The following is a 16,855-nucleotide window of genomic DNA, read 5'->3' as shown; positions in this document are numbered from 1 at the left end:
CACTAAATAAATATCTCTATTTTTATCTTTTCTTTACCGGCAGTTCCATTGTTATTCAAATAACGCCAACGTACTTTTGAAGAGACACTGATAAAATTAAGTATCTGTTCCAGATTCCGGTTGGTAAAGGTTCCGGAAAATGAATCATCGTAAGGCACATTCTCACGAACTGTAAATTCTGCATTATATCTGTCCGCCAAAATATCCAAAGCCTCCCGCAAAGATGTCTGCCGGAAAATGATCTTACCATCTTTCCATGAAAGTTCACGTTCGCCGGAAGTTGCATGAAGCTCAGTTCGCCCATCCAATGAATTATAGACTAGTTTTTGTCCGGGAGCCATCACGATATATTGTGGTTGCCGGGCAACATTGCAGAATTCAAAGTTGACCTTTCCTTCGACCAAGGTTGTAATAACCTCATCTGCTTCCTTGTATGCTTTTACATTAAATTTTGTTCCCAATACCTTTATAGCAGACTGATGGGCAGTGGAAACAATGAATTGCTTCTCCGGGTCTTTCCGAACATCAAAATAAGCTTCTCCATCAAGTTCAACCTTGCGTGTATGGGAAGAAAAACGGTTGGGAAAGGTTAATGTACTCTTTCCATTCACCCACACCATGGTTCCATCAGCAAGTGTTACTTGAGTACGTTGTCCGGCAGGCACATAAACTGTCTGCATTTCTACATTTTCTTTTTGGAAAGCCTGTATCATTATATAACTCAAGCCGAAAGCCATCGCAAACATAGCTGCAATCTGCCATACCCGCCGTGCAACAGGACGTAACGAGAAAATCTTTTTCGTTTTCCGAGAAAGACTTTCTGTATCCTGCCATAAAAACGTATCGTAACTTTTACGAAGTGAAATGAACTCTTTAAGATTAGCAGCATCCGCATCAATCCAGGAGGCAACCTCCTCTTTCTCTTGCTGAGATGCCTTGCCTGAAATATATTTCAACAGTAATTCTTTATCCATGATAAGGTATAGTTTATAAACAATTATAAGTCGGGGTATTTGCCCCCTTTCATTAAGAATACCACCCACTAAGAATATTCCCTAGTAAGAAATGCGATTTTTTTTGTTATTACTCAAAAAAAAGTGGAAAAACAGACCTATGACACCGGTTCAAATGAAGAAAAATAAGAATGGAGCGTAGTCTTTAAGATTGTCACGTAACATTTTAACCGCCCTACTAATATGATATTCTACTCCTTTCACACTTATCCCCAATTCTTCGGCTATCTCTTTATGAGATTTACCGTCCAATCGGTCGTATATGAAAGCAATTCGGGTTTTCTCAGGCATACCAGCCAGTAGTGTTTTTACTTTTGCCCGTAGTTCTTCCGATAATATTTCATTAGGGTCGCAGGCTTCCAATGTCGATATACGAATCTCCAGTTCACGCTGCCCTTTATCAAGCAAGGTTTGGTAGACATTTTCCTGAGCCTGTATATGTTTCAGATAATTAAGTGATTTACTGCGAATATAAGTTATCAATATGGCCTCAACACTCGGAATCTCCCGCTCCTTACTTAATTCCCATAAATGAATGATTGCCTCCGAAACGATATCCTCTGCAACCTGGTCGTTGTGGACATACGACAAGGTAAACAGGAAAGCTTTCCTATAATAAGCTGTATATATCGAATTGAAGTTGATTTGAGCCATTCAGTATATCCATTAGTATTAAACGCTGCAAAGGAATATATTTTATATGTGAATAGAAAACTTTTTAGAGAAAATTTAAATATGACTAAAACTCCTTTCTTATACAAAACTACAAAAATATAACTCATCAGAACTTATATGCTGAGATAAGTCAACTTTTTGATATAGCAAAGGCTATCAGAGATATAGAAAAACCTACGAACAAGCATTTAGCTTGATTCGCAGGTTTCCCTTCTACCTTTTCCCCCCAAAACAGTCCATGTCTATTCAAGTTCAGCTATTTATTTACCGATGAACTGATTGGGTTCCATGGATATTTCACAAACTTGTATTTGTCACTATTCAATAGTCACCGGAGTATCCAGTGTGGTAATTCTTATACCATTAGTTGTGCCATTTATTTTACCGGTAGCATCTGTAATGACTCCGCCTTCTTCAACTTCCGATCCATTCAGTTTATAATAGAGTGCCAACCCATCCGATTTCGGATCAACGCCCAGTACATTCTGTTTAAGCTGATTTTCCGTACGAGCCACACTCCAAACACGAAGTTCACACATTTTACCATACAACGGACGTTCTCCCCATGGGAATCTCGGAATCTTACCGATGTTGAAACCTACATCTGAATTCGGATCAAAACCTGGGATGGCCCAGTCTGATCCAGCCCATTTCGAACCATTGACATAAATAGCCGTTTTTCCTAAAGGCTGATCATAAGTCAAAGCGATATGATACCAACGTTTCGCTTGTAATGCCTCCTTGACTTTATACCCCTGTGTTCCTGCTACTTCCAAAATATCCCTAGGAGTTACTCCTCCTCCTGCGTCACCAATACGAAGAATCATTTTGCCTTCAGTTCCCATAATCGTATTATTATCGCCAAACCTGTCGATATAAACCAATGCTTCATAAGTGAATGATGAGAAATAAGTTCCAACCGGGAATTTTACTGAAATGTAATTACTATTAAATGTACCGACCTTCGTTATCTTTAGAGGTTTAGAGAGAATGAAATAAGCAATGCTTGTCCCGGGAAGAGTCGATATAGAAGTCGACTGCACACGCACTGGCAAGGCATATGATTTCCCTTCCTCAAGCATCTCTAAGTTAGAGAGTTCCAACTGCACGTTTTCCGCGTACAACTTTCCACTTGGAATAGTTGAAGTTGTACTGCTTAATTTTACATTTGATGTATCGAACATTTCATAAGCTGTTCCATACTGCGTATTATATTCATCCAACACACTTTGATCGGCTATGATATACGATACATCTACCTGCGAGGAGACCCTAGAAGAAAGCCTTGAAGATAAATCAAAAGTCTTTACTTCACTTTCATCTTCTAACGAGAATACATATTCCCTATTTTCAAAATAAAGTTTAGGCTCTAACAGGTCACTCTCGCTGTTATTGCAAGCGCTCATCAGCAATGCCATGCCTCCTAACACCAAATAATTGAATCTATGTTTGTTCATAATTCTTTCGTTTTATTGATTTACCAACCCGTCTATTCTGACTTATTTTCTTCTTTGCTCTGGTTTGCTTTCCATTCATTGAAAACCTTCTGATTTATTTGAATGGCTTGACGCATCCACTTGTAGTCGGGAGTATTGTCATAATCGTTATCGAAACGATAAGCCCCTATTCCACCTTTATAACTTTTTGACGGCATATGAGCAGCTTGGTTAAGCAGTTGGCCACCATTGACAGCATACTTTTCGAAATTTTCTGTGCAGATTATTTTCTTAGGATCTATCCCATAGCCTTCAAGACTAGGTCTGGAAGAGCCATAGCTTTGTATAATCCAATAATCGACATACTCATCCAACTCGGTGGTAAGACCATAGATTTTACCATCAATACAAATCATTTTGTGTCCTTTACCTTCAGGGTCACTCTTCGGTCCAATGTATTTATTCATCTCTTTAATCAAATGAATCAGATGTTTATCAGCACTCAGCGTTCCATCCATATCGAACACACCGCTTCCGATTTCCCAGTCAACATCGTAACCATCCCACTCATTTGCATCCAGAGAATCACAAAGAGCTTTGGCAAATTTCCCTAAACATTCATAATGATTTTCACTTTCGAATTGTCCTTCAAATCCCCAAAATTCCCAACGAGCTTTCTTTTTCGCTTCTTCCAATTTGGAGTCACTCCAACCTTCTTCCTCCGCCTGTTTTTCTACAGGGGCATATACCGAATTCGGAGTTGCCCCCTTGCCTATATATGAAAGCAGGCTCACTTGCAATAGCTTAGTACCTTTTACTTTTTGTACAAACTCTTTATCTGCTTTCTGTTCAGGAGTGATATCGTAACGTCCGGGAGCACCGCTCCACATGGAAACAAAGTCCATGCTATCTGGCATAGAGGTCAGATATCCTTTTCGATAAGCTCCGGCAGGAGACCAGTTGGAATACCATCCGAAAGCAACGGGACGTCCATAGTTCCAAGCAGTTGCCTTGTAGGCACGCAAGTTGGCATAATATTCACTATCACCCATCGTGTTATTACCTCCGATGTGCTCCATATCTATATTTTCCACTTCAGTGCAGGAAGTTGCTACCATTAAGCCTGCCAAAGGGAGGAGATATAATAATTTTCTTAATGTTTTCATATTCTTCATTTTGTATCAAAATAGTGATTATAGGTTATCGTTTACAATCCCACCACAAGCGGGTTGAAGATTTATCCTCGCCACCTTGACCGTTATTAAGCAACAGTAAAGCTGCATTGTAAATAGCTTGTCCATCTTCTGTTTGGTAAAAACTTGTAGGGTAAATCATACGACGTACACCACTCTCTTTGGTTGCACCTTGACTCGAACCATTATTTACCATTACAGGATTCAATTTCGGATATCCGGTTCTTCTCCACTCCGTCCAAGCTTCCTGACCATTAGGGAAAAGCGCAATCCACTTCTGAATCATGATCTTCTCTAACTTCTGCTCTGTGCTACCTTCAAATTTAGCAGTAGCAGTAGAAGGAGCAGGGAAACTACAAGCATAAGAGCCTGTGAATTCATGCTTCACCGGTACCTTATTAGAGTTCATGTAAGTATCCACAGAAGTCGTTATACCATTTTCCTGAAACGACATTTCAATACCTTGTTTATAAAGCGCATCGGCACTACCAAAATCGGCAGGCCATACCAAAGCCGCTTCGGCACGCAAGAAATAAACTTCGGAGGCACGCAACCAATAAGTCGGAGTATTACTTTCAATCTTTGGTTTGGAGAACAATTTATAAACATCATTCGGTGCAAAAGTATGTCCGGAAGGTACTGCTTGATATTTCTTACCGTCATAAGCAGGTTGACCTACTGTACTTGCCGCATCTACAGGTTTAAAATAAGCACCTAAACGAGGGTCATCATACCCCACTAAGTAAGAGAACATAGATGATCCCATACGTGATTCCTCGTACGTTTCAGACAACCATTCAATGTTATTACGGAAAGTAATGCCGGCCCCCACACTCATTTGTGCTTCATCATCCCTTGCAGTCATTACGCCTATAGAATGTCCGACCGCCTGGGTAGCATACTTCTTTGCCATTTCTTCATCGGCAAAGCGAACGCGTATTGCCAAACGAAGCATCAATGAATTGGCGTATTTCACCCATTTCTTGGTGTCACCCGCATAAACCGCATCGTATTCTTCCATCACTTTTACACCGTTTACAGCTTTTTCTGTCAGTACGTTAATAGCATCGGTCAAATCTTGAAACATAGCAGTATATACCACCTTCTCCGAATCGAAAGGTATATTCATAGTCGGATTGGCAGCATGAGTATAAGGCATCGGTCCGAAACACTCCAATGTCTTGTGCCAAGCCGAGATTTTCAAAATTTGTGCCAACGCATAGATTTCAGGAGCATCATTCTTTTCTGAAAATACTTTCAATTTTTTCCAAGAATTAAACGCGTTGGTATACGAACGCGTATAAGTACCCGCAATCCAACTGTCAATAAGAAAATAGGTTGTATTGTTACGACCAGAATTCCAACCGGTAGAGTTATTCTGCCCGAAGAAACCACTCCAACAATCGGCCGAAAGATGATAATCAGTCTGATATTGATTAATAATGTCTGTATCATCGGCTTGTGTACCCACCGGGAAAACAGTTTGTTGCATAGCCGTGACCAAACCACCCACAGCAAAACCATCCATTAGTCCTTCTTCTTCAGTCATTTCAAACGGATTCGTATTGATTCTTTCATAATCACATGCCGTCAAAAATGACAAGAAGCATATACACACTAAGAGTTTATATTGATTTATCTTTTTCATAATAAAGTTGGTTTATCATAATTTAAATTTAATGCCAAAACCAAAGCTACGCACACTTGGCTGCATAAAGTAGTCGTTACCCTGTCCATAAGTACTAGTAGAAGGTGTTAGTTCCGGATCAAACGGAGCCTCACAGTATAACATCCAAGGATTGTTTGCGATGAACGAAACCGTGACATCTCTCAGCACATTACCAAACCATTTATTAGGCATAGTGTAGCTGAGCGATAACTCTTGCAAACGAATATTGGTAGCACTGTACACATAATAACCGGAAGTTTCATAGTTTCCTGTGCCAATCATTTGATAATAAGCCTTTGCGTCTACTCTACCTTGATTTTTTATCAAGGCTCCCCTGGCATCCCGTGCTTCAGCCGAACGTTTAGAAACCCCAAAACGGTCAAGCAAAGCTTCGGTAGAAGAAGTTACTACGCCACCAAAGCGTCCGTTGACCAAGAAGTTCAGACCAAAACCTTTGTATGACAATGCATTGCTCCAACCAAGATTGAAATCAGGAGAAGTTTTGCCCAAATAGACAGGTTCACCTCTTTCCATACCAAATTTGCCGTCACTTTCTACTGCCACAAACCCTTGACTGTCTTTCTTAAAGAATGTGTTGGCATAAATATCATGAATGCTACCGCCCACTTTCAAAATCGTACGACCTTTGTCTTTCACTACTTCGGGAATATTAATAGGTGAAGTTCCCTCTAAACCTGTCTCATAATTAGTTACCATTTCTTTGATTTCGTTGACATTACGTGAAAAAATCAAAGTAGAAGAGAAAGACAATCCGTTATTAAGTTTATCGCTATATCCCAATGAGGCTTCCCAACCACGGTTCTCTACATCACCTGCCTGCAAATAGATTTGCTTGTATCCGGTATACTCGGGAAGTTCGCCCAAGAATGTTTGGTTCTTCGTATTAGAGTGATAGTAAGTAACTTCTGCACTCAACTTATTCCACAGACGCAAGCTCAAACCAAATTCATAAGATTTAGTACGTTCTGCCTTGAAATCGGTGAAAGGATAGATATAGGTAGGATTCAAAAGACCACCCACAAGCGGATCAGTCACCGTACCCGGAGTCAAACCTGAACGAGAAACCGGAGCACCTACTCCGGTGACAGAGCCACGTACTTTTAAGTAAGAAATAAATTCAGGTAGTTTTACCATTTCAGATACAATGGCCGATAGTCCCACGGAAGGATAGAAGAAAGATTCCTCATTGGTATTTACCAGACGGGAGTTCCACTCGTTACGTCCGGTCAAAGTCAAATAAAGCATACTTTTCCAACCCAATTCCACGTTGGCAAAGATGGCGTGGTTACGCATACTGTCACCTCCTCCTTTTTCGGAGATACGTCCATTTTTTGTATCGATGTTAGTTGTGGTAAATTTATTGGGGAGCTTAAGTAAGGCACCCTTGTATCCCCTTTCCAAAGCCCAATAATTAGAATAACTCCAACCAAGGTTGGCAGCAAGACTGAAATCCTGAATGCGCTTGTTGATATTCAGCATAAAGTCGGCATACTCCTGACGATCATTATAATTACTGTATCCGTAATGCCCTTTATTACCTTCTGCGAACTTCTGATCGGAAGAAGCGTAAATCTTACGTTCAAAACTTACATAGGTATCATCCATTCTGAAACGACCGGCAACATTCAGCCAATCGGTTATTTTATAGGTCAATCCCACATTAAACATATAACGACTCTTTTCATTGGTAGCTACATTACGATAAGCTGTCCAATAAGGATTTTGAGAGGCATAAGTAGACTCACCTACAGGCCAGTATTGCACCGGTAAATTACGGCTCTCATCGTAGCGTTCAAAATTCTTTATATCCTCAAAATTCTCACCGCGTGGAAACAAATAAGCAGCCATCACCGGATTCCAATACTGCCCTTGCGAAACCATGTTCTTATCTTTTTGTTTCACATACGATGCTCCCAAGTCTAGTTGTAACTTATCGTTCAGGAATGTAGAAGTGTTACGAATGGTGAAGTTTAAACGGTCGTATGTATTATTGGGCACGATACCATTGGAATTGGTAGATGAGATAGAAGCAAATGTCTGATTCTGCTTAGTTCCTGTAGTCAATGTTAATGAGTTAATGAAATTCGTACCAGTATTGAAGAAATCATGCTTAGGGTCATAACTCGACGGAGTTGGCAATTTCTCTCCCCAACTTTCATACATATCTTTCTTGTTTCCATATGTATTTTGAAATTCTGGAGTCATGTACGCTTTGCTAAACTCGGTAGAAGAGGAGAACTGAATGGATAATTTGCCCTCTTTACCTTTTTTGGTTGTTATCAGGATGACCCCGTTCGCCGCACTACTACCATACAACGCAGCGGCTGAAGGACCACTCAACACAGAAATGCTTTCAATATCTTCCGGGTTAAAGTCCGCAACACCTTCTGTACCAGCTTTACCTTCACCCATAATTCCACTGTCTGTATTTCCCATATTTGTATTGAACAAAGGAATACCATCTACCACATATAAAGCATTGTTATCCCCTTCAAGAGATTTGGCACCGCGCATCACAACGCGTGTTGCACCACCGGCACCGCTTGCACTCTTATTTATGGTCACACCAGCGATCTTACCATTTAAAGAGTTCACAAAGTTTGCATCTTTCACAGTAGTCAATTCATCACTCTTAATCTGTTGTACACTATAAGACAGTGCCTTTTCCGCACGTTTGATACCTAATGCCGTAACAACAACTTCATCCAAAACCTCTGTATCCTGTTTCATGACAACTTGATAGAAATCTTTTTTTGAAACTGGGATGACCTGAGCAGCATATCCTATATAAGAAACTTTAAATTGAGAGTTATCCGGTGCCTTTATGGAGAAGTTTCCATCAAAATCTGTAATTGTCCCCGTAGAGCTACCCTCCACAGATACATTTACTCCAATTAATGGCTCACCACTCTCATCAACGACTTTTCCTCTAATCTCTTTTACAGTTTGTGTAACTGCAGGTTTCTTTTCAGTAATTATAATATAATTACCTTGAATTTGATAAGCGAAACCTGTTCCTTTTAAGATTACATCAAGTGCTGCCGGCACAGAAACATTCTGCAAATTAAGATTTGCTATCTCTTTTCCTTTTAATTCGGAATCACTATAGTTAATAGACATTTTTGACTGTTTTTCTACAGTTTTCAGAGCATCAACAACAGTGATATTCTTCTGCTGAATAGTAATTTTATTACCACTTTGAGCAAAAGCTAGGGTAGACGTTAGTAACAATAGGCTTAAAAAAGTGAGAAAGACCCACTTATGAGCTATTTGTTCTGCTATTTTTTCGTAAATTTGTAGCATCTTTAGTATTAGTTAATTGGTTATTATTCTAGGATCATTCAGAATAGCGTCAATACACGCTAATATTAAGGAGAACTTGATTTCACATCCGGAAGGAACGGGCATTCCTTCCGGATACTTTTTCACATAGTATTTTCAATTTAAATAGGTTTTACAACTGGTTTATTTTTTGTTAGTTACATAGCATTTATTTCCTTTGATTACATAGTTTACATCACCCACTACCTGTGATATGATTCCCATAATCTCTTCCAAATTTGCTTGCTTCTGGAAACGGAAACTATAGGTATTCTGCTTCATACTATGAAGACTATAAACAAAGGCATAAGGGAATTTACGTTCAAGACTTGTGAAAATATCCTCCAAATACATATTGCTAAAGACCAATTCTCCACGCTGCCATGCGGTCACATCATCTATCTCCGGCAATTGCAGGTTATGTTCTTTCGTATGTTTGTTATATATCAATTGCTCATTAGGCCTTAGAATAACATTAGATATCAGATTATTGAATTCCACTTTTACACTACCTTCAAGCAAAGTGGCAATCAACTCGTTACTTTCCGGATAAGCGCTTACATTGAATTCCGTACCTAAGGCAGTGACCTGATAATCATTCGCCTTTACAATAAAAGGATGTTTTTTATCCGGTTTCACTTTAAAGTTAGCCTCGCCAATCAAATATACACTTCGAGTATCTCCCGCAAACTGTTCCGGATATAATAAGGTACTTTTTGAGTTCAGCATGACATGTGTACCGTCAGGTAAGGTAATTTCATGAATCTCTGCCGTTGGTATATAACATTCCACCAAGTCTTTTACAGGTCTGTCTTTTTCCAGCATCAGATAAACAGAAACAGATGACACAGCCAATAAGAGAATAGCCGCCGCTCTCCATATAAGTAACCGATAATTTTTATGAGAAACAGGTCGCATTCCTATATTCTGCCGCATATGCCGTATCGACCGCTGCATTCCATCAGGAACTTCCCGTTCACCCGCCTGTTTCCAAAGCATACGGAGTGCCTCTTCCTTTTCAGCAGCATGCTCTTCATCAGCCAGCCATCGTTGTACTTTTTTTTGCGTACCGACTGAATAGTCATTGTGTCCGAATAACTCTACAAGTTGTTGAATATAGTTTCTCATAAACCTTTTTTCTTTCTTTTTTGGGCTTTATATACTAAATACAACTACCCCACACAGACTACTTAAAAATATTTGAGAAAAAAATAAATAAGACAAGTATCTTCTTCAATTCAATTAATGCCAAATAGACCTGATGCTCTATTGTACGAATAGAAACATCAAGTTTATCAGCAATTTCCTTATGACTCAACCCCTTGAAACGACTAAGTTCAAATATCAGCCTCCGACGCTTCGGCATTTTCTCCAAAGTAAGCTGAATAATCATCAGCATTTCCTTATAATATACATTATCCAAAATCTCTTCTTTCTCTGTCAACTCATAAAGAAAAGTTTTTTCGACAACCTCATCTTGATATTCCTGTTCTATTTGCTGGTGTTTAAAGATATTCAAAACAATATTCCTGGTCATTATAAAAATGTAATTATCCAGGTCTTTATCAGTATCCAGCCATATTTCAGGCTGCAACCAGAGTTTACAGAAAACATCTTGAGCTACATCTTCCGCTTCCGCTTCTGACTTAAGAAGCATTTGAGCAAAGTTTTTCACTTTAGGAAAGTTGATAGTAAAAAACTTCTGAAATTTTAATTCAATCTGCCTGTCGTCATTTCCCATCTCTCTAGTATTTCCAGTGTTAACAATAAAATCAGATATTCCAATATAAAGGAATAATTCAGTATAATATTAAAGCATCAGTCATAATCTAAAAGCAAAATAAAAGATTAAGAACACAATAAAAAATATATCGGCACTTAATTTTGATTTATTTCTCCAAGCAAACACAACACAGACCTAAAAAACAAATCAAATGTATACAGTACACTCATTAAAAAAAAAGGCTTCATGAATCGATGATTCATAAAGCCTCTAAAGAATACTCGTACTCGAAGCGGGACTTGAACCCGCACAGCCGCAATGGCCAAAGGATTTTAAGTCCTTCTTGCCGGCAACTTCGCCGGTCGAGTACGATTGCAATATATCTCTAATAATCAACACATTACAATGGGAGCTATATAAATCTCTCCTACACTAACTATACTCCGGTTTACATATTGGTTTACATCAACTATGTAGAACAAGATTAGTTATCCAATAAATTAATAATCTCCTTTGTAGGATTTACCCACGCTGCAAAGGTAGTGAATTATACTTATAATGCAACTATTCAACCTTTCATAGATAGGGGTACTATATAAATATATTCTGCAATAAAAGGTAGTATTGATTATGGCTATATAAGAAACATTCAACTTTCAAATAGAATACAACTAGATTATTGCCCAAATAGCTTCCTTATTGTAAACCTATTGATTGCCTCGTATATTCCGAATATTCTGCTTCCCTTACAAGGTGACATATCAAACATCCAATATCATCAACCTTTGCATAAGCTGCAATATGGGTCTTCGAGTTTATTGTTTCATTCCAATATTCTAAAATAAATAGTGAGTATAATGCCATGTGTTGAGATTTAAATTCAAGAGAATTATCTAGAAGAAGTACTGCTGTTGAGACAATTTTAATCGGATGTGGAACAGCATTTCGTACTTCATAACCCTTTAATAATTCTTTAGTACTCTCAAACTCCCTAACTTGGGTACGTAAAGCCAAATATCGCTCTTCACATAGTCCAACTTCTTTGATGAAATACAATTTACAGCGTCTCAACATTTCATCTAAAGTAGTAAAGGGGAACGGGAAGATTTCAAGATGTCCCATATTAACCTTCATCTTAGCCCCTCTAGATAACAAATAATCAACAATGTTATCATCATGATTATTATATGCGATTTGTATAGGAGCTACATTGGTTAACTCTCCCCTATAATATTGCCAAATATACAGATTCTCATTATCTGTTCTCTTCTCTCTTGTTTTTATTAATAAATCGTCAGAAGGTACTTTCCACCTAATTCTCTCCCAATCAAAGTTTGACCTTCTATAATCAATCCTTACTTCCTTACAAAGATTAACATCCGCACCATTATCGAGTAATATTTTAATAGATTCTAAATCACTTATTTTAATTGCCTCTATCAATGGAGTTGTATCTATATAAAACTTATGGTTACGGTCATGTTGCCAGTGTAAACTAGAATTGGGGTCAGCACCTTTATTTAATAACAACCGTAATACATCATATTTATGGTGTTCTATAGCACATATTAAACTCTTCACATTATTTATAAGTGAGACATCTGCTCTTGCTATTTTATCCAAATCTCCATTTATACAATCTTGCAAGAGCTCCTCAAATCTTCTTTGTCGGTCTTCTAATACTAACTCCCACCTCATGGTCTATTCTTTATATTTATTAATTATCAATTATAGCATTAAATTAATGGAAACCATAATTTGAAATGCTAAGCACAAATATACAACTTCTTTATTATTATAGAATATTTACGTGTAAGAATTTATAACGATGATAACTACACTAATACGAAAGTTTTACAGGAATAATAAAACAGGTCATTCTATCTATTAAGATTATCAATATTGTATTTGGTAAAATTGCACACATTAAATACTCATACTTTATAATTAATAAAACCCAGCCTAGCGAAAGCTAAGTTGGGCTTATTTTATTATATAATCGCAGAACTAATAATGTAAAAGTATCTCCTTATAGGTCGGACAATCCCCCCCTTCCCGTAATCTATTGACATTCCAGTCAATTCATTCAGTTTGTCTTGTGTTACTATTTTACTCATTATTATATTTAGATTTGATATTAATCATACAAGACTAATACATCATGTTAAGATTAGTTATCTACTTGCTATATTAATAATAATCTGTATATTTGTGGTTATTAACCATTAAATTTATAAGATTATGAAGATTATCCCTACTAAGACTTTGGTCTGCCACACGCCAGAATCAACTTCTACTCCCCCATGTGATTCTTGGTTACAATATTGGAGTGAGACTTTAGGAGTTGAAGTCCCAAAGTCTGGCTACGTTAAATGTCATTGCTGCAAAGATTATCATCCTATTGGAGAATTTGTAGGTGCTCATGTTACTGATACTATGACTGGTACAGTCTACATTTACCCAACCTGTGATACTTGTAACAAGAAATATAAAGAATCACGAGCACCAGAACATCCATTCTATGCTCTTATTGAGTGGCTATGCCCTCTTCCTCCCAAGCAAAATAATCAATCTGACGAATAATCTCATCTGGAATACGGGAGAGCAATTTCCATGTTGTCTCTCCCTCATCCAATTCTGCAAATATGTAAGAATGGTCTGATTCTATCATATATTGTGTAATAATATCTTCTCCTCTCTTAAATTTAGATACTTCTATCATACTACCTAGCTCTTCTAGTCCATAAGGTAGCATAGTGAAGTGAGCGCATTTCTGTTTAATCCATTTATTGTCCATATTAATCCACTAGCTCCATTGCCATTAGTAATAATAACTTCAAATCTTCATCTTCAAGCTTATCTATGAAGCCATAAGGGTCTTCCCAAAACTCCTCTTTGGGAATATTATATTCTTCTAATGTCCTATTCAGTGCCTTTAGTAACATAATCATTAGTTTTATTAAAAATTACCGGAGTGCCAATCATAGTTGACCACTTTGATAACCATTACGTTCCTTATCTATAAGGTCTGCGTCTCTAAATGCCAGAAAGAATCTACACAACACTCCACTTTCTAAGTCGTTTCTAGGAGGCCAATCAAGACTAAGTATTCCACTCTTTATTGAATCTATATATAATGTCCTTATTTGACTATAGCTATGTGCTCGCCTTAGTTTAGTCACTTCTATCCATAGCCTTTGTAGTTTATAATTGTCTGGCATTTCGGTCATATTAATTCATCATTTGCTATTGATAATTCAATAAATATCTTTATATTCGCATCGTTACTATCATAGTTTCATTTTATCAGATAATTACCTATCTAAAGAGATTAACAATCTACAAAGATTTGTATTTATTAACGTTAAATGAAAATGTATGAGAAGGAACAAATCTAGACTCAAGATTGTCTTCGTGCACTCCTACTATCGCTATGAGGGAACCCAATTCGTTCGTAGTCACTGGAGAAGTTTACCACGTAGATAGTCGCATGTCGGGGAAGTTCGATTACTCTAACCCAGTAATTGGGCTTCCCTTTTGTTTCTTCTCATGATGCAAATTTACTCATTATCAACTGATTAAACTAATGTAAGAATGTTAAGTATTGTTACTAGATTGCTCGTCTAGCATATCATCATCTTCCTCTCCCTCTATAAATGCCAAAAGCTCACCTGTCTTGGCATCTCTTATATATCTAATTCCAGGAGCTACATATTCAGTAACTACCTCTTTATCACCCCACCATGGTACAAATGCATCACTCATTATCATAATTGTTAATAACAGTAGTTGCAGGAACTACCCCAAATCCATACTTGTTAAATCTTCTCATGAACTCATTCTTATCTTTAATTATGTAATTAAACAGAAGTCTAAGATTTCTAAGTCCATTATTCTCACTAGTCCCCACATAAGGATTATTATTAATAAGTCTATCAATCTCATCAACACTCTTGAAGTTGGGAACTCCAGACTTACCTGCTCTTTGTTCAAACTCTATTAAGGGATGTAGTTGGGAGTTAAACTCTGAAGGAATAGTTAGATATTTATATTTATTTCTAACACTTACTTCGTTATACTCTGGATGTTCTTTCATTATCCGTTTAACAAACTCATCTTCTGATACTATATTGTCCTTCATTAGAGCTTGTAGCCTAGGTCCTCCAGTCTTAGCGTACTGATGATACTCAGTTGGAGTCATATCTTTTAATAATGCTGCTTGCACAGTTTCTATTCCATGCTTAGCTTCATGACCCGGTACATGAGCAAAATCGTCCCTAAGTATCTCAAAGGCAATTCTATCGAAGTCTTTAGTAGTTAGTATTTCCTCACTAGGGACAGACCTAGAGAACTTTATTATATCATTATCCAAACCTACATCTCCCTTATTTCTGGGAAGTACAGTTAAGTTTCCATTGTTATATCTATCGACAAATCTCTTAGCTGCTTCGCCATACTTAGTCCCTAATTCTGCATCTATACTAGCGATTCTCTGTTGCGTTTCAGGATTTAGTAGATACTCTACGAAATTCTGTATGTTCTTATTAATGTCTAAATCACCATTCATAGAAGTTCCTGTATCAATGAACTGGCCCTTCTCTAATGGCTTAACTCCTTTCTTAAACACTCTAGCCGCACCATATTTTACTCCTTTACCTAACCACATTAATGGCTTACCTGCTACTACATTACCCACAACAAATTCCCCAACAGGGTCAGTTCCACTAAGATAACCTGCTCCCACATTAGTAATTTGTCTAGCTGGAGTATCTATTACTTGCAACTTACCGTCTACCATACCAATAGTACTGTGAGCTGGAATACTAATCATCTCGCTATTACGGTTCTGTTCTATAATCTCTTCTTCCTTAGTCTTATATGGACGTGGAGCATACATCTTAGGAGCAACATAAGTAGCATCTCTTCTAGCTATACCATGTGGTGGATTCTGATACTTAATAATCATACCATTCTCACCTTTAGGAATACCATTATATACTCCAGTAAGTACTTTAGCATAATTAGTAGCTTCTGCATATCTTCTCTTACCTTTATTAGAACCAGTAAGCTTAGCTACAAACTTATTAATATCATCATTCTCATCAAAGTCATATAGTCTCTTTAAGAATTGTATCTTATCTGCTGCATACTCATCCATAGAATTATAAGACCTAAACTTCTGCTTAATAGCTTCACCTTTAGCATTCTTATCATTACCAGTTACATAATCACCTTTCCATGAACTACCAGTAGTTAAATTGCCAAAGTTGTACTTACCTTGTGCAGATTTACCCCAACTAGATTCTAATGCGTCTTGTGCTAATAACATTCTAATTGCATTATCATTAGTAATACCTGCCTTCTTATAGGCATTAATAAGTTCTGTAGACCATTGCTTTCTGTTAGTATATGGACTCTTCCAAGTTGAGTTGGCAGTAACAGGTTTATTGGTAACAGGTTTACTAGCTACTGGCTTATTAATTACTGTCTCTACTGTAGGATTATTAGCTACTACATCAGGTTCATTAGTATCTCTTACTGGTACTACTAAAGCCTCTGGTTTATCGTAAGTTGTATTATAATTATACTCACTAAATGGATTAATAGGATTAGTAATATCAGTGTAATCTATTGTAGGATTACTTACTGGATTATAACTAACAAATCTCATTCCTTGTTGAGCTTTCTTGATTCGCTTCTTATAGGTTGGACGACTTGATTTGATGAACTTCTTACGCATGTCTCGTTTGCCATTTATAAATATTCAACCTTTCCGGCATAAAGGTATTATATATAGATATATG

Annotated in this window: 13 protein-coding genes and 1 tRNA gene; all 14 read right to left on the bottom strand. The window is 37.4% G+C overall.

Going from position 1 to position 16,855, the window contains the following annotated elements; all coding sequences use genetic code 11:
• Positions 1 to 2: 2 nt before the first annotated feature.
• Positions 3 to 974, bottom strand: coding sequence for a FecR family protein (locus tag ACGHVY_RS18275; RefSeq protein WP_390600512.1), 972 nt, complete (start codon positions 972 to 974; stop codon positions 3 to 5).
• Positions 975 to 1,124: 150 nt separating this feature from the next.
• Positions 1,125 to 1,667 carry an RNA polymerase sigma-70 factor gene (locus ACGHVY_RS18270; RefSeq protein WP_308746243.1) on the bottom strand — a complete coding sequence of 181 codons (543 nt, stop codon included), beginning with the start codon at positions 1,665 to 1,667 and terminating at the stop codon, positions 1,125 to 1,127.
• A gap of 338 nt (positions 1,668 to 2,005) precedes the next feature.
• The gene (locus ACGHVY_RS18265) at positions 2,006 to 3,148 is read right to left on the bottom strand and encodes a DUF1735 and LamG domain-containing protein (protein ID WP_390600972.1); all 1,143 of its coding nucleotides are present in this window, start codon (positions 3,146 to 3,148) and stop codon (positions 2,006 to 2,008) included.
• Between the two features lie 29 nt (positions 3,149 to 3,177).
• On the bottom strand, positions 3,178 to 4,290 hold the full coding sequence (locus ACGHVY_RS18260; RefSeq protein ID WP_308746245.1) for a glycoside hydrolase family 18: 1,113 nt from the start codon (positions 4,288 to 4,290) through the stop codon (positions 3,178 to 3,180).
• 34 nt (positions 4,291 to 4,324) lie between these two features.
• Positions 4,325 to 5,965: a SusD/RagB family nutrient-binding outer membrane lipoprotein gene (locus ACGHVY_RS18255; protein ID WP_308746246.1), complete on the bottom strand. Its 1,641-nt coding sequence runs from the start codon at positions 5,963 to 5,965 to the stop codon at positions 4,325 to 4,327.
• A gap of 15 nt (positions 5,966 to 5,980) precedes the next feature.
• Positions 5,981 to 9,310 (bottom strand): TonB-dependent receptor, encoded by a 3,330-nt coding sequence (locus ACGHVY_RS18250; protein WP_390600508.1) that lies wholly within the window; start codon positions 9,308 to 9,310, stop codon positions 5,981 to 5,983.
• Positions 9,311 to 9,472: 162 nt separating this feature from the next.
• Positions 9,473 to 10,456 carry a FecR domain-containing protein gene (locus ACGHVY_RS18245; protein ID WP_308746248.1) on the bottom strand — a complete coding sequence of 328 codons (984 nt, stop codon included), beginning with the start codon at positions 10,454 to 10,456 and terminating at the stop codon, positions 9,473 to 9,475.
• 58 nt (positions 10,457 to 10,514) lie between these two features.
• A complete protein-coding gene (locus ACGHVY_RS18240) occupies positions 10,515 to 11,069 on the bottom strand; it encodes an RNA polymerase sigma-70 factor (protein WP_390600505.1) in 555 nt (184 codons plus the stop codon).
• Between the two features lie 264 nt (positions 11,070 to 11,333).
• Positions 11,334 to 11,421: transfer RNA gene (locus ACGHVY_RS18235), tRNA-OTHER, on the bottom strand.
• A gap of 326 nt (positions 11,422 to 11,747) precedes the next feature.
• A complete protein-coding gene (locus ACGHVY_RS18230; RefSeq protein ID WP_390600503.1) occupies positions 11,748 to 12,749 on the bottom strand; it encodes an ankyrin repeat domain-containing protein in 1,002 nt (333 codons plus the stop codon).
• Positions 12,750 to 13,578: 829 nt separating this feature from the next.
• Positions 13,579 to 13,773, bottom strand: coding sequence for a hypothetical protein (locus tag ACGHVY_RS18225; RefSeq protein WP_390600501.1), 195 nt, complete (start codon positions 13,771 to 13,773; stop codon positions 13,579 to 13,581).
• A 76-nt stretch (positions 13,774 to 13,849) separates the two neighbouring features.
• Positions 13,850 to 13,996 carry a hypothetical protein gene (locus ACGHVY_RS18220; RefSeq protein WP_390600500.1) on the bottom strand — a complete coding sequence of 49 codons (147 nt, stop codon included), beginning with the start codon at positions 13,994 to 13,996 and terminating at the stop codon, positions 13,850 to 13,852.
• 652 nt (positions 13,997 to 14,648) lie between these two features.
• Positions 14,649 to 14,816 (bottom strand): hypothetical protein, encoded by a 168-nt coding sequence (locus ACGHVY_RS18215; protein ID WP_390600498.1) that lies wholly within the window; start codon positions 14,814 to 14,816, stop codon positions 14,649 to 14,651.
• The gene (locus ACGHVY_RS18210) at positions 14,809 to 16,791 is read right to left on the bottom strand and encodes a glucosaminidase domain-containing protein (protein ID WP_390600495.1); all 1,983 of its coding nucleotides are present in this window, start codon (positions 16,789 to 16,791) and stop codon (positions 14,809 to 14,811) included. Before ACGHVY_RS18210 ends, ACGHVY_RS18215 begins: the two co-directional genes overlap by 8 nt.
• Between the last annotated feature and the right edge of the window lie 64 nt (positions 16,792 to 16,855).

The organism is Bacteroides sp. f07, assembly GCF_042854785.1.
Classification (GTDB): domain Bacteria; phylum Bacteroidota; class Bacteroidia; order Bacteroidales; family Bacteroidaceae; genus Bacteroides.
Note: the sequence above shows the minus strand (reverse complement) of the source record. Positions and strands in the feature narration are given on the sequence as shown.